Raw genomic sequence first — 17,223 nt, 5'->3', positions numbered from 1 at the left:
GGACAACCGTGCCACCTCCGCGAATGGTCTGTGGCGCTACCCCAGGAAAGGACGGATCGCGTCCATGGCTCGCTGGGTGACCTCCTCGACCGGGCCCGTGGCGTCCACGCCGACCAGGATGCCTTCGTCGGCGTAGAAGTTGATCAGCGGAGCGGTCTGCTCCTGATAGACCTCCAGGCGGTGCCTGACGGTCTCCTCTTTGTCGTCGTCACGCTGGAACAGCGTGCCACCGCAGGCATCGCACAAGTCGTCCTGCTTGTCGTCGAACTCCACATGCCAGATGCGCCCGCACTGGCTGCACGTGCGCCGGCCCGCCAGCCGCCTGACCACCTCGTCGTCGTCGACCACGAGCTCCAGCACCAGGTCGAGAGCCTGACCCCAGTCGGCGAGCATCTTCTTGAGAATCTCGGCCTGGGGCACGTTGCGCGGAAAGCCGTCGAGCAGGAACCCGTCCTGCGCGTCGTCCTCCGAGAGGCGGTCACGGACCATGGCGATGGTGACCTCGTCAGGCACCAGGTCGCCACGATCCATGTAGGTTTTGGCGAGTTTGCCGAGCTCCGTGCCCCCGGAGACGTTGGCACGGAAGATGTCACCTGTCGAAATCTTCGGGATGGACAGGTTAGATGCGATGAACTGGGCCTGAGTCCCTTTACCCGCTCCAGGGGGCCCGACTAGAACGAGACGCACTACCGCAGGAAGCCTTCGTAATTACGCTGCTGCAGCTGGCTCTCGATTTGCTTGACCGTGTCCAGACCGACACCAACCATGATCAGAATGGTCGCACCTCCGAACGGGAAGTTCTGGCTCGCTCCGGACACCGCGAGCGCGAAAATCGGGATCATGGAGATCAGACCCAGATAGAGCGCACCGGGGGTGGTCAGACGGTTGAGCACGAAGTTGAGGTACTCGGCCGTAGGCCTCCCCGGACGGATGCCCGGAATGAACCCACCGTACTTCTTCATGTTGTCGGCCACTTCAGTGGGGTTGAAGGTGATGGACACGTAGAAGTAGGTGAAGAACACGATCAGGAGGAAGAACGTCACCATGTAGATCGGCGTGTCGCCGGTGGCGAGGTTCTGCGAGATCCACTGCACGACCGTGTTGGGCTCCTCCGCGTTCGCGAACAGCGAGACGACCAGCTGCGGCAGGTAGAGCAGCGAGGACGCGAAGATGAGCGGGATGATGCCGGCCTGGTTGACCTTCAGCGGGATGTACGTGGACGTGCCGCCGTACATGCGGCGCCCGACCATCCGCTTGGCGTACTGCACCGGGATGCGGCGCTGCGCCTGCTCGACGAAGACGACCGCGGCGACGATGAACACACCGATCACGAGCACGGCCGCGAAGGTGAACTTGTTCGCCTGGAAGATGTTGGCCATCTCCGACGGGAAGATGGCGACGACCGAGGCGAAGATCAGCACGGACATGCCGTTGCCGACACCGCGGTCGGTGATGAGCTCGCCCAGCCACATGATCACAGACGTGCCCGCGGTCATGATGAGGACCATGGTCACGATCTGGAAGACGTTGTCGGGGTTGATGAGCACGTTCGACTGGCAGTTCGGGAACAGCTGACCGGAGCGGGCCAGGGCGATGAAGGCGGTCGACTGCAGGACACCGAGACCGACGGTCAGGTAACGGGTGTACTGAGTGATCTTCGTCTGGCCTGACTGGCCTTCCTTCTTCAGCGCTTCCAGTCGTGGGATCACGACCACCAGCAGCTGCAGGATGATGCTCGCGGTGATGTACGGCATGATGCCGAGAGCGAACACCGAAAGTTTCAGAAGGGCGCCGCCGCTGAACAGCTGCACCATTCCGTAGATGTTTCCGTTGGCGCCTTCACGGGCCTGGTCGAAGCAGGCCGCCAGATTCTGAACGTGAACGCCCGGAGTCGGAAGAACCGAGCCGAGACGGAACAGCGCGATGATGCCCAGGGTGAAGAGCAACTTCTTGCGCAGGTCCGGCGTCCGGAACGCCCGGGTAAACGCGGTCAGCACGGTCCCTCCTGCGCGCCTATAAGGCGATGTGAGTATGCGATGGAGCGGGGGTCTGCCATCTGAGTCTCAGGTCAATCGAGCAGGACAGGATCCTGCCGTCTCGCGAACTCTAACGCACTACGCGCGTGGGGGCCCATTGTCAGAGCCCCCACGCCTCGTAATTGCTCTTACAGCTCGGTCACGGAGCCACCGGCAGCGGCGATCTTCTCCTTCGCGGTGTTCGAGAAGGCATGCGCCTGCACGTTCACCGCGACCGAGATCTCCCCGGTGCCCAGCACCTTGACCGGCTGGTTCTTGCGGACAGCGCCCTTGGCCACCAGCGCCTCGACGGTGACGTCGCCACCCTCGGGGAACAGCTCACCGAGCTTGTCCAGGTTGACGACCTGGTAGGTCGTCTTGAACAGGGCGTTGGAGAAGCCCTTGAGCTTCGGCAGACGCCTCTGCAGCGGCACCTGACCACCCTCGAAACCGAGGGGGACGGTCGTGCGGGCGCGACTGCCCTTGGTGCCGCGACCGGCGGTCTTGCCCTTCGACGCCTCGCCGCGGCCCTTGCGGGTCTTCGGCTTGTTGGCACCGGGAGCAGGACGCAGGTCGTGAATCTTGAGCGGAGCCTTGTCAGTCATGACTAGTCGACCTCTTCCACCTCGACGAGGTGCGTCACCACGGAGACCATGCCGCGAATCTCGGGCCTGTCCTCCTTGACGACGACGTCGCCGATCCGCTTCAGGCCAAGCGAACGCAGCGAGTCACGCTGGTTCTGCTTGCCACCGATCTTCGAGCGAACCTGAGTGATCTTCAGGCGTGCCACGACTAGCTCACCGCCTTCGCTGCCGCGGCCTCGGCGATACCCTCGCGCTGGGCCTTGAGCATGCGAGCCGGAGCCACGTCCTCGATCGGCAGGCCACGACGGGCGGCGATCTCCTCGGGCCGGGAAAGGCCCTTCAGAGCCGCCACGGTGGCGTGCACGATGTTGATCGGGTTGTCGGAGCCGAGCGACTTCGACAGCACGTCGTGGATGCCGGCGCACTCCAGGACCGCGCGCACCGGGCCACCGGCGATGACGCCGGTACCGGCGGACGCCGGCCGCAGGAAGACGACACCGGCCGCCTCCTCGCCCTGCACCGTGTGCGGGATCGTGCCCTGGATCCGAGGCACCTTGAAGAAGTGCTTCTTCGCCTCTTCGACGCCCTTGGCGATGGCGGCCGGGACTTCCTTGGCCTTGCCATAGCCGACGCCGACCATGCCGTTGCCGTCGCCGACGACGACGAGGGCGGTGAAGCTGAAGCGACGACCACCCTTCACGACCTTGGCCACTCGGTTGATCTTCACTACGCGCTCGATGTACGAGACGCCCTTGTCGGCGGCGCCGCCGCGGCGGTCGTCACGACGGTCCCGCCGCTCGCCACCGGTGCCGCCACCGCGACGCGGAGCTGCAGCCATCAGTGGTTCCTCTTCTCAGTTGCCATCAGAACTCGAGCCCGCCTTCGCGAGCGCTGTCCGCCAGAGCCGCGATGCGGCCGGCGTAGCGGTTGCCACCGCGGTCGAACACGACAGCGGTGATCCCGGCTTCCTTGGCCCGCTGAGCGAGGAGCTCGCCGACCTTCTTCGCCTTCTCGGTCTTGTCCGCCTCCAGCGCACGCAGCGAGGGGTCCATGGTGGACGCGCTCACCAGCGTGTGGCCGACCGTGTCGTCCACGATCTGGACGAACATGTGGCGGGTCGAGCGGTTGACGACCAGGCGCGGACGCTGGGTCGTACCGACGACCTGCTTGCGGACGCGGCGGTGACGGCGGGCCCGCGAGACGGTGCGGGCAGCCGTGTGCTTGCCGAACGCAGTCTTCGGAGCCATGCCTACTTACCAGCCTTTCCGACCTTGCGGCGGATCTGTTCGCCCTGGTAGCGCACGCCCTTGCCCTTGTACGGGTCGGGCTTGCGCAGCTTGCGGATGTTGGCGGCGACCTCGCCGACCTTCTGCTTGTCGATGCCGTCCACGTGGAACAGGGTCGGCTTCTCGACGCGGAAGGTGACGCCCTGGGGGGCGTCCACGATGACCGGGTGGCTGAAGCCCAGCGAGAACTCCAGCTGCGTCGGGCCCTTGGCCTGGACGCGGTAACCGACGCCGACGATCTCCAGGGACTTGGAGTAGCCCTGCGTGACGCCCTGCACCATGTTGGCGATCAGCGTCCGCGACAGCCCGTGCAGAGCGCGGACCTTGTTCTCGTCGTTGGGACGGGAGACCTGGATGGCGCCGTCGTCGTCGCGGCCCACCTTGATGGGCTCCGCGACCGTGTGAGTGAGCGTGCCCTTCGGGCCCTTGACCTGGACATCCTGGCCGTCGATCGTGATGTCTACGCCACTGGGCACAGGGATGGGCAGCCGTCCGATACGTGACATGCTGTGTTCCTCCCCTCTACCAGACGTAGGCGAGGACTTCCCCGCCCACACCACGCTTGCCGGCCTGCTTGTCGGTCATGAGACCGTGGGACGTCGAGATGATCGCGACGCCCAGTCCGCCCAGGACTCGAGGCAGGTTGTCCTTCTTCGCATAGACCCGCAGGCCAGGCTTGGAAACCCGGCGCAGGCCCGCCAGCGAACGCTCACGGCTCGGCCCGAACTTGAGCTCCACCACGAGGTTCTTGCCGACCTTGGCGTCTTCGACGCTCCAGGCCTGGATGTAGCCCTCCTGCTGGAGGATCTCGGCGATGTGCGCCTTGATCTTCGAGTACGGCATCGACACGCTGTCGTGGTAAGCCGAGTTCGCATTACGCAGACGTGTGAGCATGTCTGCGATCGGGTCGGTCATCGTCATGGCCAGTGGCCTTCCTCGCCGCGGTTTCCAGTCGGCCGAGTGTCAGTGGAGTGCACTGCTCTGCCGGTGGACCTTCGGCGTGGTCATGGGAACTCTCGGCGAGAGCTCCCGATTTTGATGTTTACAGATATGTGCGGCGGGCGGTCGCCCGAAGGGGGCGACTCACGCGCCGCCCCCCAAGGGTAACTACCAGCTGGACTTGGTGATGCCAGGCAGCTCGCCCCGGTGGGCCATCTCACGGAAGCACACGCGGCACAGGCCGAACTTCCGGTAGACGGCGCGCGGACGCCCGCAGCGCGAGCAGCGGGTGTAGGCGCGCACCTGGAACTTCGGCTTGCGCCCTGCCTTGGCGATCAGCGACTTCTTCGCCATCTGGATCAGGCCTCCTTGAAGGGGAAGCCGAGAAGCTTGAGCAGCGCCCGGCCCTGGTCGTCGTTCTTCGCGGTGGTCACGACCGTGATGTCCATGCCCCTGGGCCGGTCGACCTTGTCCTGGTCGACCTCGTGGAACATGACCTGCTCGGTCAGGCCGAACGTGTAGTTGCCGTTGCCGTCGAACTGCTTCGGCGACAGGCCGCGGAAGTCCCTGATGCGCGGCAGCGCCAGCGACAGCAGCCGGTCGAGGAACTCCCACATGCGGTCACCGCGGAGAGTGACGTGCGCGCCGATCGGCATGCCCTCGCGCAGCTTGAACTGGGCGATGGACTTGCGGGCCCGGACGACGGCCGGCTTCTGGCCGGTGATCACGGTCAGGTCGCGGACGGCGCCCTCGATCAGCTTCGAGTCGCGGGCCGCCTCGCCGACACCCATGTTGACCTTGATCTTCACCAGGCCGGGGATCTGCATGACGTTCTCGATGCCGAACTCCTCGCGAAGCTTGGCCGCGATCTCCTCGCGGTACTTCGTCTTGAGGCGCGGCGTCGGGCGCTCGGTCTCGGTGGTCGTAGCAGTCATCAGCTGTCCTCACCCGTCTCGTCGGCCTGCTCGGCCTTCTTGTCGGCGGGCTTGTCCTTCGGGCTGTCGTCCTTGAGCTTCTTCACGTTGCTCACGTGGATGGGAGCCTCCATGGTCTGCACGCCGCCAGACTTGGCGCCACGCGGACCCTGGTTGGTCTCCTTGGTGTGCTTCTTGATCATGTTGACGCCCTCGACCACCACGCGGTCCTCGCGCGGGAGCGTGGCGATGATCCGGCCCTTGGCGCCCTTGTCCTTGCCGGCGATGACGGCGACGAGGTCACCCTTCTTCACATGCAGCTTCGGCATTACAGCACCTCCGGAGCGAGCGAGATGATGCGCATGAACTTCTTGTCGCGCAGCTCACGGCCGACCGGGCCGAAGATACGGGTGCCACGAGGGTCGCCGCTGTCCTTGATGATGACGGCGGCGTTCTCGTCGAAGCGGATGTAGGAGCCGTCGGGCCGGCGGCGCTCCTTGGCGGTGCGGACGATGACGGCCCTGACGACATCACCCTTCTTGACGCCCGTGCTGCCCGGGAGGGCGTCCTTGACAGTGGCGACGATGACGTCGCCGATACCGGCGTAGCGTCGGCCCGAGCCGCCGAGCACACGGATGCAGAGAATCTCCTTGGCACCCGTGTTGTCGGCGACCTTGAGCCGCGACTCCTGCTGGATCACGTTGACTCCTGTTAGTCGCGCCGGTTCTCGGACGGAGGCAAGCCCCCGCCCGAGCCTGGCGGAACCCGATATGGTCTTGGTCCCCCGGCCACGAACCCGCAGGGGCCGCGCCCCGGGCCCCCTGAACCCTCAGGTTCAGAAGCCCGGAGCAGCCGCTCCTGGGGCCGCACCGCAGGCGACGCGAGGCCTGACGGCCTCGCGTCCTTGGACGCCGTCATGGGGAGTGACCCCCACGAGGCGCGGTATATCCGAGAAAACTACTTGGCCTTCTCGAGGATCTCCACGACCCTCCACCGCTTGGTGGCGGAGAGGGGGCGGGTCTCCATCAGAAGCACACGGTCGCCCACGCCGCAGGCGTTGGACTCGTCGTGCGCCTTGTACTTGGTCGTACGGCGGATGACCTTGCCGTACAGGCGGTGCTTGACCCGGTCCTCGACGGCGACGACGACGGTCTTGTCCATCTTGTCGCTGACGACCAGGCCCTCACGGACCTTACGGAAGTTGCGGTCGCGCTCGGCGTCCGTCTCGGTGGTGCCGGTGGTCTCGGTCTCAGCCATCGCTCGTCTCCTTCTCGACCGTGACGATGCCCAGCTCGCGCTCGCGCATCACGGTGTAGATACGGGCGATCTCGCGGCGGACGGCACGCAGCCGCCCGTGGCTCTCCAACTGACCGGTCGCCGCCTGGAAGCGGAGGTTGAACAGCTCCTCCTTCGCCTCCTTCAGCTTCTGGACCAGGGTGTCCTGGTCCTCCACACGCAGCTCTCCGGCGGTCAGGCCCTTAGCCATCACGCCTCACCCACTTCACGCTTAACAATCTTGCACTTCATCGGCAGCTTGTGGATCGCGCGCTGAAGCGCCTCACGCGCGACCGTCTCGCCCACGCCGGACAGCTCGAACATCACGCGTCCGGGCTTGACGTTGGCGATCCACCACTCCGGCGAACCCTTACCGGAACCCATGCGGGTCTCGGCAGGCTTCTTGGTGAGGGGACGGTCGGGGTAGATGTTGATCCACACCTTCCCACCACGGCGGATGTGACGGGTCATGGCGATACGAGCGGACTCGATCTGGCGGTTGGTCACGTAAGAGTGCTCAATCGCCTGAATGCCGTACTCGCCGAACACGACCCTGGTGCCGCCCTTGGCGGCTCCGCTGCGGTCAGGCCGGTGCTGCTTGCGGTGCTTGACCCTGCGCGGGATCAGCATGGTCAGCTCCCTTCAGCACCCGGCTGCGCGGCCGGGCCGGTCTCGGGGGCAGCCTGCGCGGCCGCCTCAGTCCTGGGGGCGCGGTCGCCACGGCCACCGCGACGGGCACCACCGGAACGACGCGGACGGTCGCCGCCGCCCCTGCGGTCGTCCCGCTCGCGGCGCTGACCGGCGCGGGCGCCGGCAGCGGCGGCCTCACGCTCGGCGCGACTGGTCGCCGCCTCGCCCTTGTAGATCCACACCTTCACGCCGATCCGGCCGAAGGTGGTACGGGCCTCGTAGAAGCCGTAGTCGATGTCCGCGCGGAGCGTGTGCAGCGGCACCCGGCCCTCGCGGTAGAACTCCGACCTCGACATCTCAGCACCGCCGAGACGGCCCGAGCACTGCACCCGGATGCCCTTGGCGCCGCTCTTCATCGCCGACTGCATGGCCTTGCGCATGGCACGACGGAACGAGACGCGGCTGGACAGCTGCTCGGCCACGCCCTGCGCGACGAGCTGGGCGTCGGTCTCGGGGTTCTTCACCTCGAGGATGTTGAGCTGGACCTGCTTCTTGGTCAGCTTCTCCAGGTCGCCGCGGATGCGGTCGGCCTCCGCGCCGCGGCGGCCGATGACGATGCCCGGACGCGCGGTGTGGATGTCGACCTGGACGCGGTCGGTCGTACGCTCGATCTCCACCTTGGAGATGCCGGCCCGCTCCATGCCCTTCTGCAGCATGCGACGGATCGCCACGTCCTCGGCCACGTACGACTTGTAAAGCTTGTCGGCGTACCACCGGCTCTTGAAGTCGGTCGTGATGCCGAGGCGGAACCCGTGCGGGTTAACCTTCTGGCCCACTATCGGGTCCTTCCCTTCGGCTCGCGGGACTCCACGATCACGGTGATGTGGCTCGTCCGCTTGTTGATCCGATAGGCACGACCCTGAGCACGCGGACGGAACCGCTTCAGCGTCGGGCCCTCGTCGACCCACGCGCGGCTGACGACCAGCGTCTGAGGGTCGAGATCGAAATTGTGCTCCGCGTTCGCCACCGCGCTCGAGAGCACCTTGTAGATCGGCTCGCTCGCCGACTGGGGAGCGAACTGCAGCACGGCCTGCGCCTCCGAAGCGGGCAGCCCGCGAATAAGGTCCACCACGCGGCGGGCCTTCTGGGGCGTGACGCGGACGAACCGCGCCTGAGCCCTGGCTTCCATCGCTTACTCCTCTGACTTCTGAAGGCTGTCTATCGCCGGCTGCGGCGGTCTTCCTTGACGTGGCTGCGGAAGGTCCGCGTCGGGGCGAACTCTCCGAGCTTGTGGCCGATCATCGACTCGGTGACGAACACCGGGACGTGCTTGCGGCCGTCGTGCACGGCGATCGTGTGCCCGAGCATGTCGGGAACGATCATGGAGCGCCGCGACCACGTCTTGATGACGTTCTTGGTGCCCTTCTCGTTCTGCGCGTCCACCTTCTTCTGAAGGTGATCGTCGACGAAGGGACCCTTCTTAAGGCTACGTGGCATTCTGGCTGCTCCTACCGCTTCTTCTTGCTACGCCGGCGAATGATCAGGCGGTCGCTGGCCTTGTTGGGCTGGCGGGTGCGGCCCTCGGGCTTGCCCTTGGGGTTCACCGGGTGGCGACCACCGGAGGTCTTGCCCTCACCACCACCGTGCGGGTGGTCGACGGGGTTCATGGCGACACCGCGGACGGTCGGGCGCTTGCCCTTCCACCGCATACGGCCGGCCTTGCCCCAGTTGATGTTGGCCTGCTCGGCGTTGCCGACCTGACCCACCGTCGCGCGGCAGCGCACGTCGACCATGCGCATCTCGCCCGAGGGCATACGCAGCGTGGCGTACTGGCCCTCCTTGGCGAGCAGCTGGATCTGCGCGCCGGCGGAGCGGCCGAGCTTGGCGCCGCCGCCCGGACGGAGCTCCACCGCGTGGATGAAAGTACCCGTCGGGATGTTGCGCAGCGGCAGGCAGTTGCCCGGCTTGATGTCGGCCCCGGGGCCGTTCTCGATGCGGTCGCCCTGCTTGAGGCCGGTCGGCGCGATGATGTAGCGCTTCTCGCCGTCGGCGTAGTGCAGCAGCGCGATATTGGCGGTGCGGTTGGGGTCGTACTCGATGTGAGCGACCTTGGCCGGAATGCCGTCCTTGTCATGCCTGCGGAAGTCGATGATCCGGTAGGCGCGCTTGTGACCGCCGCCCTGGTGGCGAGCGGTGACCCGGCCGTGTACGTTACGGCCGCCCTTACCGTGAAGGGGTGCAAGCAGCGACTTCTCGGGCGTGCTGCGGGTGATCTCGGAAAAGTCCGAGACACTCGCCCCGCGGCGACCCGGAGTCGTCGGCTTGTACTTACGGATGCCCATCTTTTTCGTTCATCCTTCGTCGGAATCCAGCTCCAGAGAACTGGATCTCTTGTGTCACCGCCGGTTCCCGCCCGCGGCCCCTGACCTCGGAGCCGCGGGTCTCGAACCGGCGATACGTGCAGAGCACCCCACCCGCGTCGCCGACGGCGACCCCGGGGGGATCGCGGGGGGCAGCGCCCCCCGCGGGTCAGCCGATCTGACCGAAGATGTCGATCCGATCGCCCTCGGCCAAGCTCACGATCGCGCGCTTGGTGTCGGGACGCTTACCGAAACCGGTGCGGGTCCGCTTGCGCTTGCCCTGCCGGTTGATCGTGTTCACCCCGGTGACCTTGACCCCGAAGATCTTCTCCACCGCGATCTTGATCTGCGTCTTGTTCGCGGTGTTCCTCACCAGGAACGTGTACTTGTTGTTCTCGTCGATCAGGCCGTAGCTCTTCTCGGAGACCACCGGCTTGATGATGACGTCGCGCGGGTCGGAGACCCGCTCCATGGTCGTCTTACGGGCGACCGGCTGACCGGTGTTGTCCATCAGGCGTCTTCCTTCTCAGTGCGAGCGCCCTCCGACAGCCGGGCCACGACCTGGTCGTACGCCTCCTGCGTGAAGACCACGGCGTCGTTGCAGAGCACGTCGTAGGTGTTGAGCTGCCCGGAGTCCAGCAGGTGGACCTCCGGCGCGTTGCGCAGGCTCAGCCAGGTCATCTCGTCGTCCTCGTCGACCACGACGAGCACGGACCTGGCCTCGGTGATGGCGCGCAGCGCCTGCAGGGCCGCCTTGGTCTTCGGCGTCTCGCCGTCGACCAGGCTGCTCACCACGTGGACGCGGCCTGCGGCCGCCCTGTCGGACAGGGCGCCACGCAGCGCGGCGGCCTTCATCTTCTTGGGCGTCCGCTGCGAGTAGTCGCGCGGCACCGGACCGTGGACGACGCCACCGCCGGTGAACTGCGGCGCACGGGTCGAGCCCTGACGGGCGCGGCCGGTGCCCTTCTGCCGGTACGGCTTCTTGCCGCCACCGCGAACCTCGCCGCGGCTCTTGGCCTTGTGAGTGCCCTGCCGGCGCGCCGCCTGCTGGGCCACCACGACCTGGTGGATCAGCGGGATGTTGACCTTCGCGCCGAAGATCTCGTCAGGCAGCTCGACGGAGCCGGTCTTGGCGCCGCTCGCGTCGAGCACGTCGATGCTGGTCACTTCGCGGCCCCCTTCTTGGCAGCGGTGCGGACGAGGACCAGGCTGCCGTTGGCGCCCGGAATCGCACCCTTGATCAGGATGAGACCCTTCTCGGCGTCCACGGCGTGAACCTTGAGGCTCTGCACAGTCGTGCGGACGTTACCCATCCGCCCCGCCATGCGCAGGCCCTTGAATACACGGCCCGGGGTGGCGCAGCCACCGATGGAACCCGGCGAACGGTGCTTGCGCTGCGTACCGTGCGACGCGCCCAGACCACCGAAGCCGTGACGCTTCATCACACCGGCGAAGCCCTTGCCCTTGCTCTTGCCCGTCACGTCGACGAACTGGCCGGCTTCGAAGGTGTCGGCCAGCAGCTCCTGGCCGAGGGTGTAGTCGCTCGCGTCGTCGGTGCGGATCTCCGCGAAGTAACGGCGCGGGGTGATGTCGTGCTTACGCAGGTAGTCGCCGAGCGGCTTGTTGACCTTCCGCGGGTCGACCTGCCCGTAACCGAGCTGGATGGCGGAGTAGCCGTCCTTCTCGGCGCTGCGGACGCGGGTCACCACGCACGGACCGGCCTCGACCACGGTCACCGGAACCAGCCGGTTGTCCGTGTCGAAGACCTGGGTCATGCCGAGCTTCTTGCCCAGGACGCCCTTGATCGTCTTAGCCATGTCAGTGCGTTCCCTCAGAGCTTGATCGAAATGTCGACGCCCGCGGGGAGGTCGAGCCGCATGAGCGAGTCGACGGTCTTGGGCGTCGGGTCGATGATGTCAATCAACCGCTTGTGCGTACGCATCTCGAAGTGCTCGCGGCTGTCCTTGTACTTGTGCGGCGAGCGGATGACGCAGTACACGTTCTTCTCGGTCGGCAGCGGCACCGGGCCCGCGACCTTCGCGCCAGTCCGCGTCACCGTCTCGACGATCTTCTTGGCCGAAACGTCGATGACCTCGTGGTCATAGGCCTTAAGCCGGATGCGGATCTTCTGTCCCGCCATAGTGGCCTCGGTGTCCTTCGCTGTCGTCAGAAAAAGTATCGTGCGGCTTGTGCCGCTGTTCAGTGCGTGGCCCCACGAGCAGACGCGTGTGATCTGCCTTTTCTTCCGTGATCCGGCAGTTACTTCGGTCGTTGCCCCGAAGCCACTGCTGAATCACGGCTTTCCCGTGGTGCCCGGGCCGGGCCGCCTCGCGGCCGCCCGCCCCGTTCGTGGTGTGGCGGCCGGCCCCTCCAGGAGGCCGGCCGCCGCCCCGCGGTCGTGCTACTTGATGATCTTCACGACCCGGCCGGCGCCGACGGTGCGGCCACCCTCACGGATCGCGAACTTCAGGCCTTCCTCCATGGCGATGGGCTGGATCAGCTCAACGCGCATTTCGGTGTTGTCGCCCGGCATGACCATCTCGGTGCCCTCGGGGAGGTTCACCACACCGGTCACGTCAGTCGTACGGAAGTAGAACTGCGGGCGGTAGTTGTTGAAGAACGGCGTGTGGCGGCCGCCCTCGTCCTTGGACAGGATGTAGACCTGGCCGGTGAACTCGGTGTGCGGGGTGGTCGTGCCCGGCTTGATGATGCACTGGCCGCGCTCGACGTCGTCGCGCTTGATGCCGCGGAGCAGCAGCGCGGCGTTGTCACCGGCGTGACCCTCGTCGAGCATCTTGTTGAACATCTCGATGCTGGTGACGGTGGTGGTCGTCTTCTCCGGCTTGATGCCGATGATGTCGACCTGCTCGTTGACCTTGACGATGCCGCGCTCGATACGACCGGTGACGACGGTGCCGCGACCGGTGATCGAGAAGACGTCCTCGACCGGCATGAGGAACGGCTTCTCCGTCTCACGCGGGGGCTCGGGGACGTTCTCGTCGACGGCGTTCATCAGCTCGACGATGCTGTCGGCCCACTTCTCGTCGCCCTCAAGAGCCTTGAGCGCGGAGACGCGGATGACGGGCAGGTCGTCGCCGGGGAACTCCTGAGCGGACAGGAGCTCGCGCACCTCGAGCTCGACGAGCTCCAGGATCTCCTCGTCGTCCACCATGTCGGACTTGTTGAGGGCCACGACGATGTAGGGGACGCCGACCTGGCGGGCCAGGAGGACGTGCTCCTTCGTCTGCGGCATCGGGCCGTCGGTGGCGGCGACCACGAGGATGGCGCCGTCCATCTGAGCGGCACCGGTGATCATGTTCTTCACGTAGTCCGCGTGACCGGGGCAGTCGACGTGCGCGTAGTGGCGCTTCTCGGTCTGGTACTCGACGTGCGAGATCGAGATCGTGATGCCGCGGGCCTTCTCCTCCGGCGCCTTGTCGATCTTGTCGAACGGCGTCGCGGCGTTCAGCTCGGGGAAACGGTCGTGGAGCACCTTGGTGATCGCCGCGGTCAGTGTGGTCTTACCGTGGTCGATATGCCCAATGGTGCCGATGTTCATGTGCGGCTTTGTCCGCTCGAACTTGGCCTTGCCCACTGGTTCTCTCCTTGAGAATCTGACTGACTTTCGTCTGCACACTCGGGCCCGGGTGTTCCCGAACCCCTAGGCGGCGGGACGGCTCGCACCGTCCCGCCAGGGACCGGGAACTATTCGCCCCGGGCCTTCGCGACGATCTCCTTGGCGATGCCCGGGGGCACCTCCGAGTAGGAGTCGAACTGCATGCTGTAGCTCGCCCGCCCCTGCGTCTTGCTACGCAGGTCACCCACGTAGCCGAACATCTCAGACAGCGGCACGAGCGCCTTGACGACGCGGGCGCCGGCCCGCTCGTCCATCGCCTGGATCTGCCCCCGGCGACCGTTGAGGTCACCGATGACGTCACCCATGTAGTCCTCGGGCGTGGTGACCTCGACGGCCATCATCGGCTCGAGGAGCACGGCGTCAGCCTTGCGCGCGGCCTCCTTGAAGGCCATCGAGCCGGCGATCTTGAACGCCATCTCCGAGGAGTCGACGTCGTGCGCGGCACCGTCCTGGAGCGTCACCTTCACGCCCACCATCGGGTAGCCGGCCAGCACGCCGAACTCGGCGGCCTCCTGGGCGCCCGCGTCGACCGACGGGATGTACTCCCGCGGCACGCGACCACCCGTGACCTTGTTCTCGAACTCGTAACCGTCGTTGCCCTCGCCCAGCGGCTCGAGGTCGATGATGACCCGCGCGAACTGACCGGAACCACCGGTCTGCTTCTTGTGGGTGTAGTCGACCTTCTCCACCTTGCGGCGGATGGTCTCGCGGTAGGCGACCTGCGGACGGCCGACGTTCGCCTCGACCTTGAACTCGCGGCGCATCCGGTCGACCAGGATCTCGAGGTGGAGCTCGCCCATCCCCCAGATGACGGTCTGGCCGGTCTCCTCGTCACGGCGGACCTGGAAGGACGGGTCCTCCTCGGCCAGCCGCTGGATCGCGGTCGACAGCTTCTCCTGGTCGCCCTTGGTCTTGGGCTCGATCGCGACGTTGATGACCGGGGCCGGGAACGTCATCGACTCGAGCACGACCTGCTTGACCGGGTCGGACAGAGTGTCGCCGGTGGTGGTGTCCTTCAGGCCCATCACCGCGACGATCTGCCCGGCGATCGCCGACGGGCGCTCCTCACGCTTGTTGGCGTGCATCTGGTAGATCTTGCCGATCCGCTCCTTCTTGCCCTTCACAGAGTTGACGACCTGTGAACCGGCCTCGAGCGTGCCCGAGTAGATGCGGATGTAGGTGATCTTGCCCAGGTGCGGGTCGCTGGCGATCTTGAAGGCCAGAGCCGAGAACGGCTCCTCCGGGTCGGCGTGACGCTCGACCGCGGTGCCCTCGTCGCCGACCGCGTGGCCCTTGATGGCCGGGATGTCGGTCGGCGCCGGCAGGTAGGCGACGATCGCGTCGAGCAGGGGCTGCACGCCCTTGTTCTTGAACGCGGTGCCGCACAGCACCGGGTTGAGCGCGCTCGCCAGCGTGGCGCGGCGCAGGGCCGCCACCAGCTGCTCCTCGGTGGGCTCGGTGCCCTCGAGGTAGAGCTCCATCAGCTCGTCGTCGTTCTCCGCGACGGTCTCGACCAGCTTGTCGCGCCACTCGCGAGCGGCTTCGACGTGGTCGGCCGGGATGTCGACGACGTCATACATCTCGCCCTTGGCCGCCTCGGCGCTCCAGATGAGGCCCTTCATCCTGATGAGGTCGATGACGCCCTTGAAGTCGGCCTCGACGCCCCACGGGAGCTGGACGACGGCCGGCGTCGCGGCCAGCCGAGTGATCATCATGTCGACGCAGCGGTGGAACTCCGCGCCGACGCGGTCCATCTTGTTCACGAAACAGATGCGGGGGACGTTGTAGCCGTCTGCCTGACGCCACACCGTCTCCGACTGGGGCTCGACACCCGCGACACCGTCGAACACGGCCACGGCCCCGTCGAGGACACGCAGCGAACGCTCTACCTCGATGGTGAAGTCGACGTGGCCCGGGGTGTCGATGATGTTGATCGTGTGACCGTCCCAGATGCAGGTGGTCGCGGCGGACGTGATCGTGATGCCGCGCTCCTGCTCCTGCTCCATCCAGTCCATGGTGGCTGCGCCCTCATGGACTTCACCGATCTTGTAGTTGATGCCGGTGTAGAACAGGATGCGCTCGGTCGTGGTGGTCTTGCCCGCGTCGATATGGGCCATGATCCCGATGTTGCGGACCTTGGCCAGGTCAAGTGCGGTCGTGGTGGCCACTTTCTTCGCGTCCTCGTCGTCTCGTCGAACCCGCCGGGGTTACCAGCGGTAGTGGGCGAAGGCCTTGTTGGACTCGGCCATCTTGTGGGTGTCCTCGCGCTTCTTCACGCTCGCCCCGAGACCGTTGCTGGCATCGAGGAGCTCGTTCATCAGGCGCTCGGTCATGGTCTTCTCGCGGCGGGCCCGGGAGTACTGCACCAGCCAGCGCAGCGCCAGGGTGGTGCTGCGCGCGGCGCGCACCTCGACCGGCACCTGGTAGGTCGCGCCACCGACGCGGCGGCTGCGAACCTCGAGGGTGGGCTTGACGTTGTCGAGCGCACGCTTGAGGGTGACGACCGGGTCGTTGCCCGTCTTGTCCCTGCAGCCCTCAAGGGCGCCGTAGACGATCGACTGCGCGATGGAGCGCTTGCCGTCAAGAAGCACCTTGTTGATCAGGGCGGTGACCAGCGGGGAGCTGTAAACCGGGTCAGCCATGAGCTGACGGCGGCCAGGAGAACCCTTGCGAGGCATAGTTAGCTCTTCTCCTTCTTCGCGCCGTAGCGGCTACGGGCCTGCTTGCGGTTGCGGACACCCTGGGTGTCGAGCGAACCACGGATGATCTTGTAGCGAACACCCGGCAGGTCCTTCACACGACCGCCACGCACGAGCACGATGGAGTGCTCCTGCAGGTTGTGGCCCACACCGGGGATGTAGGCCGTGACCTCGATGCCGTTGGTGAGCCGCACACGGGCCACCTTGCGCAGGGCCGAGTTGGGCTTCTTCGGGGTCGTGGTGTAAACGCGCTGGCACACACCGCGCCGCTGCGGACTCCCCTTGAGGGCAGGAGTCTTGGTCTTGGAGACCTTGTCCTGCCGGCCCTTGCGGACCAACTGCTGAATAGTGGGCACTGCCACTCCGTTTCGTGCCTGGCCGGTGTTACGTCAGTTGTGCAATTCGCAGGTGCTGCCGGTGTCATGACCTGCGAATTGTCCTTGCCTCCACGCCCCCGCGCTCGGGCGTGTCGCGCTGTTCGCACTGACACATCCACGAGGACTACGAGCTAGGAAGCCGACCTGCGCTGCCATTGAAGAGCGCACGATCGAGAGCCCGCAAACTACGGGCACGATGGTCCAGGTTACCAGGACCTCGCGACACGTCAAAACGCCGCGACTAGGCTCGGAAGCCTTGTCGCTCCGGGTGTCGCGCGGTCCATCCCACCAGAGGCCCGGCTACTGCTCGCGCCTCATGATATAGCGAGATCTGGTCTGCTGCCGACCATACCAAGAACATCCCCCGACGGGCAGATGACGACTTCGCGCTCCCCCGTACGCGCGACCCTCCGTGCGGGGGAAGAGGGCGGGAACGAGCGAGCGCCCGGGCCCTCCTTCGAGGGGCGATCGGAAGGGGGGGGTGTAGGGGAAGAGGGTATTAAAAAA

At 66.2% G+C, this 17,223-nt stretch carries 27 protein-coding genes; all 27 read right to left on the bottom strand.

The features are described 5' to 3' along the window. Positions 1–36: 36 nt before the first annotated feature. The 27 genes from KME79_RS15985 to rpsL all read right to left on the bottom strand — a co-directional run bounded on the left by KME79_RS15985 (position 37) and on the right by rpsL (position 16,695). The gene (locus KME79_RS15985; RefSeq protein WP_219545097.1) at positions 37–687 is read right to left on the bottom strand and encodes an adenylate kinase; all 651 of its coding nucleotides are present in this window, start codon (positions 685–687) and stop codon (positions 37–39) included. Beyond that, positions 687–1,997, bottom strand: a complete 1,311-nt coding sequence (secY, locus tag KME79_RS15980; protein ID WP_148036792.1) for a preprotein translocase subunit SecY — start codon at positions 1,995–1,997, stop codon at positions 687–689. The genes KME79_RS15985 and secY overlap by 1 nt, the downstream gene beginning before the upstream one ends. Positions 1,998–2,164: 167 nt before the next feature. After that, on the bottom strand, positions 2,165–2,620 hold the full coding sequence (gene rplO, locus KME79_RS15975) for a 50S ribosomal protein L15 (protein ID WP_148036791.1): 456 nt from the start codon (positions 2,618–2,620) through the stop codon (positions 2,165–2,167). Between the two features lie 2 nt (positions 2,621–2,622). Next, positions 2,623–2,805 carry a 50S ribosomal protein L30 gene (gene rpmD / locus KME79_RS15970; RefSeq protein ID WP_080043226.1) on the bottom strand — a complete coding sequence of 61 codons (183 nt, stop codon included), beginning with the start codon at positions 2,803–2,805 and terminating at the stop codon, positions 2,623–2,625. Positions 2,806–2,807: 2 nt separating this feature from the next. Beyond that, a complete protein-coding gene (gene rpsE, locus KME79_RS15965; RefSeq protein ID WP_132509678.1) occupies positions 2,808–3,437 on the bottom strand; it encodes a 30S ribosomal protein S5 in 630 nt (209 codons plus the stop codon). 25 nt (positions 3,438–3,462) lie between these two features. Beyond that, a complete protein-coding gene (gene rplR / locus KME79_RS15960) occupies positions 3,463–3,846 on the bottom strand; it encodes a 50S ribosomal protein L18 (RefSeq protein ID WP_148036790.1) in 384 nt (127 codons plus the stop codon). A gap of 2 nt (positions 3,847–3,848) precedes the next feature. Beyond that, positions 3,849–4,391: a 50S ribosomal protein L6 gene (rplF, locus tag KME79_RS15955; RefSeq protein WP_148036789.1), complete on the bottom strand. Its 543-nt coding sequence runs from the start codon at positions 4,389–4,391 to the stop codon at positions 3,849–3,851. 16 nt (positions 4,392–4,407) lie between these two features. Continuing rightward, positions 4,408–4,806, bottom strand: coding sequence for a 30S ribosomal protein S8 (gene rpsH / locus KME79_RS15950; protein WP_148036788.1), 399 nt, complete (start codon positions 4,804–4,806; stop codon positions 4,408–4,410). Between the two features lie 186 nt (positions 4,807–4,992). Beyond that, positions 4,993–5,178 (bottom strand): type Z 30S ribosomal protein S14, encoded by a 186-nt coding sequence (locus KME79_RS15945; protein ID WP_132337023.1) that lies wholly within the window; start codon positions 5,176–5,178, stop codon positions 4,993–4,995. 5 nt (positions 5,179–5,183) lie between these two features. After that, positions 5,184–5,759, bottom strand: coding sequence for a 50S ribosomal protein L5 (gene rplE, locus KME79_RS15940; protein ID WP_148036787.1), 576 nt, complete (start codon positions 5,757–5,759; stop codon positions 5,184–5,186). Next, complete coding sequence (gene rplX, locus KME79_RS15935) at positions 5,759–6,058, bottom strand: 50S ribosomal protein L24 (protein ID WP_219545196.1); 300 nt, start codon at positions 6,056–6,058, stop codon at positions 5,759–5,761. The genes rplE and rplX overlap by 1 nt, the downstream gene beginning before the upstream one ends. Before the next feature lie 8 nt (positions 6,059–6,066). Further along, complete coding sequence (gene rplN, locus KME79_RS15930) at positions 6,067–6,438, bottom strand: 50S ribosomal protein L14 (protein ID WP_148036785.1); 372 nt, start codon at positions 6,436–6,438, stop codon at positions 6,067–6,069. A gap of 257 nt (positions 6,439–6,695) precedes the next feature. After that, entirely contained in the window at positions 6,696–6,995 is a 300-nt protein-coding gene (gene rpsQ / locus KME79_RS15925; RefSeq protein WP_148036784.1) for a 30S ribosomal protein S17, read from the bottom strand. Then, positions 6,988–7,224: a 50S ribosomal protein L29 gene (gene rpmC, locus KME79_RS15920; RefSeq protein WP_080047279.1), complete on the bottom strand. Its 237-nt coding sequence runs from the start codon at positions 7,222–7,224 to the stop codon at positions 6,988–6,990. Before rpmC ends, rpsQ begins: the two co-directional genes overlap by 8 nt. Further along, positions 7,224–7,643: a 50S ribosomal protein L16 gene (rplP, locus tag KME79_RS15915; protein WP_148036783.1), complete on the bottom strand. Its 420-nt coding sequence runs from the start codon at positions 7,641–7,643 to the stop codon at positions 7,224–7,226. The genes rpmC and rplP overlap by 1 nt, the downstream gene beginning before the upstream one ends. A 2-nt stretch (positions 7,644–7,645) precedes the next feature. After that, positions 7,646–8,479, bottom strand: coding sequence for a 30S ribosomal protein S3 (rpsC, locus tag KME79_RS15910; RefSeq protein ID WP_148036782.1), 834 nt, complete (start codon positions 8,477–8,479; stop codon positions 7,646–7,648). Beyond that, on the bottom strand, positions 8,479–8,832 hold the full coding sequence (rplV, locus tag KME79_RS15905) for a 50S ribosomal protein L22 (RefSeq protein WP_148036781.1): 354 nt from the start codon (positions 8,830–8,832) through the stop codon (positions 8,479–8,481). Before rplV ends, rpsC begins: the two co-directional genes overlap by 1 nt. 29 nt (positions 8,833–8,861) lie before the next feature. Next, the gene (rpsS, locus tag KME79_RS15900; protein ID WP_030451498.1) at positions 8,862–9,140 is read right to left on the bottom strand and encodes a 30S ribosomal protein S19; all 279 of its coding nucleotides are present in this window, start codon (positions 9,138–9,140) and stop codon (positions 8,862–8,864) included. 11 nt (positions 9,141–9,151) lie between these two features. Further along, positions 9,152–9,985: a 50S ribosomal protein L2 gene (gene rplB / locus KME79_RS15895; protein WP_148036780.1), complete on the bottom strand. Its 834-nt coding sequence runs from the start codon at positions 9,983–9,985 to the stop codon at positions 9,152–9,154. Between the two features lie 187 nt (positions 9,986–10,172). Beyond that, complete coding sequence (gene rplW / locus KME79_RS15890) at positions 10,173–10,475, bottom strand: 50S ribosomal protein L23 (RefSeq protein ID WP_148037290.1); 303 nt, start codon at positions 10,473–10,475, stop codon at positions 10,173–10,175. 38 nt (positions 10,476–10,513) lie between these two features. Continuing rightward, positions 10,514–11,170, bottom strand: a complete 657-nt coding sequence (gene rplD, locus KME79_RS15885) for a 50S ribosomal protein L4 (RefSeq protein WP_148036779.1) — start codon at positions 11,168–11,170, stop codon at positions 10,514–10,516. Continuing rightward, entirely contained in the window at positions 11,167–11,820 is a 654-nt protein-coding gene (gene rplC, locus KME79_RS15880) for a 50S ribosomal protein L3 (RefSeq protein ID WP_148036778.1), read from the bottom strand. Before rplC ends, rplD begins: the two co-directional genes overlap by 4 nt. A 14-nt stretch (positions 11,821–11,834) precedes the next feature. Next, positions 11,835–12,143 (bottom strand): 30S ribosomal protein S10, encoded by a 309-nt coding sequence (gene rpsJ / locus KME79_RS15875; RefSeq protein WP_030912931.1) that lies wholly within the window; start codon positions 12,141–12,143, stop codon positions 11,835–11,837. A 261-nt stretch (positions 12,144–12,404) separates the two neighbouring features. After that, positions 12,405–13,598, bottom strand: a complete 1,194-nt coding sequence (gene tuf / locus KME79_RS15870; protein WP_219545096.1) for an elongation factor Tu — start codon at positions 13,596–13,598, stop codon at positions 12,405–12,407. A gap of 110 nt (positions 13,599–13,708) precedes the next feature. Beyond that, a complete protein-coding gene (gene fusA / locus KME79_RS15865) occupies positions 13,709–15,757 on the bottom strand; it encodes an elongation factor G (protein ID WP_246639937.1) in 2,049 nt (682 codons plus the stop codon). 90 nt (positions 15,758–15,847) lie between these two features. Further along, entirely contained in the window at positions 15,848–16,318 is a 471-nt protein-coding gene (rpsG, locus tag KME79_RS15860; protein WP_055505082.1) for a 30S ribosomal protein S7, read from the bottom strand. A gap of 2 nt (positions 16,319–16,320) precedes the next feature. Beyond that, positions 16,321–16,695, bottom strand: coding sequence for a 30S ribosomal protein S12 (gene rpsL, locus KME79_RS15855; RefSeq protein ID WP_020542315.1), 375 nt, complete (start codon positions 16,693–16,695; stop codon positions 16,321–16,323). Positions 16,696–17,223 lie beyond the last annotated feature (528 nt).

Source organism: Nonomuraea harbinensis (genome assembly GCF_019396385.1).
Lineage (GTDB): Bacteria > Actinomycetota > Actinomycetes > Streptosporangiales > Streptosporangiaceae > Nonomuraea > Nonomuraea ferruginea.
Note: the sequence above shows the minus strand (reverse complement) of the source record. Positions and strands in the feature narration are given on the sequence as shown.

What these genes read in the sequence shown, in the direction of transcription:
- rplF (WP_148036789.1), bottom strand. Translation starts at nt 4,391, where the DNA reads ATGTCACGTATCGGACGGCTGCCCATCCCTGTGCCCAGTGGCGTAGAC.
- rplB (WP_148036780.1), bottom strand. Translation starts at nt 9,985, where the DNA reads ATGGGCATCCGTAAGTACAAGCCGACGACTCCGGGTCGCCGCGGGGCG.
- rplO (WP_148036791.1), bottom strand. Translation starts at nt 2,620, where the DNA reads ATGACTGACAAGGCTCCGCTCAAGATTCACGACCTGCGTCCTGCTCCC.
- rpsE (WP_132509678.1), bottom strand. Translation starts at nt 3,437, where the DNA reads ATGGCTGCAGCTCCGCGTCGCGGTGGCGGCACCGGTGGCGAGCGGCGG.
- rpsQ (WP_148036784.1), bottom strand. Translation starts at nt 6,995, where the DNA reads ATGGCTGAGACCGAGACCACCGGCACCACCGAGACGGACGCCGAGCGC.
- rpmC (WP_080047279.1), bottom strand. Translation starts at nt 7,224, where the DNA reads ATGGCTAAGGGCCTGACCGCCGGAGAGCTGCGTGTGGAGGACCAGGAC.
- rpsG (WP_055505082.1), bottom strand. Translation starts at nt 16,318, where the DNA reads ATGCCTCGCAAGGGTTCTCCTGGCCGCCGTCAGCTCATGGCTGACCCG.
- rpsS (WP_030451498.1), bottom strand. Translation starts at nt 9,140, where the DNA reads ATGCCACGTAGCCTTAAGAAGGGTCCCTTCGTCGACGATCACCTTCAG.
- rpsJ (WP_030912931.1), bottom strand. Translation starts at nt 12,143, where the DNA reads ATGGCGGGACAGAAGATCCGCATCCGGCTTAAGGCCTATGACCACGAG.
- rplR (WP_148036790.1), bottom strand. Translation starts at nt 3,846, where the DNA reads ATGGCTCCGAAGACTGCGTTCGGCAAGCACACGGCTGCCCGCACCGTC.
- rpsH (WP_148036788.1), bottom strand. Translation starts at nt 4,806, where the DNA reads ATGACGATGACCGACCCGATCGCAGACATGCTCACACGTCTGCGTAAT.
- rplV (WP_148036781.1), bottom strand. Translation starts at nt 8,832, where the DNA reads ATGGAAGCCAGGGCTCAGGCGCGGTTCGTCCGCGTCACGCCCCAGAAG.
- rplE (WP_148036787.1), bottom strand. Translation starts at nt 5,759, where the DNA reads ATGACTGCTACGACCACCGAGACCGAGCGCCCGACGCCGCGCCTCAAG.
- KME79_RS15945 (WP_132337023.1), bottom strand. Translation starts at nt 5,178, where the DNA reads ATGGCGAAGAAGTCGCTGATCGCCAAGGCAGGGCGCAAGCCGAAGTTC.
- rplW (WP_148037290.1), bottom strand. Translation starts at nt 10,475, where the DNA reads ATGGAGCGGGTCTCCGACCCGCGCGACGTCATCATCAAGCCGGTGGTC.
- fusA (WP_246639937.1), bottom strand. Translation starts at nt 15,757, where the DNA reads ATGGCCCATATCGACGCGGGCAAGACCACCACGACCGAGCGCATCCTG.
- rplC (WP_148036778.1), bottom strand. Translation starts at nt 11,820, where the DNA reads ATGGCTAAGACGATCAAGGGCGTCCTGGGCAAGAAGCTCGGCATGACC.
- rplP (WP_148036783.1), bottom strand. Translation starts at nt 7,643, where the DNA reads ATGCTGATCCCGCGCAGGGTCAAGCACCGCAAGCAGCACCGGCCTGAC.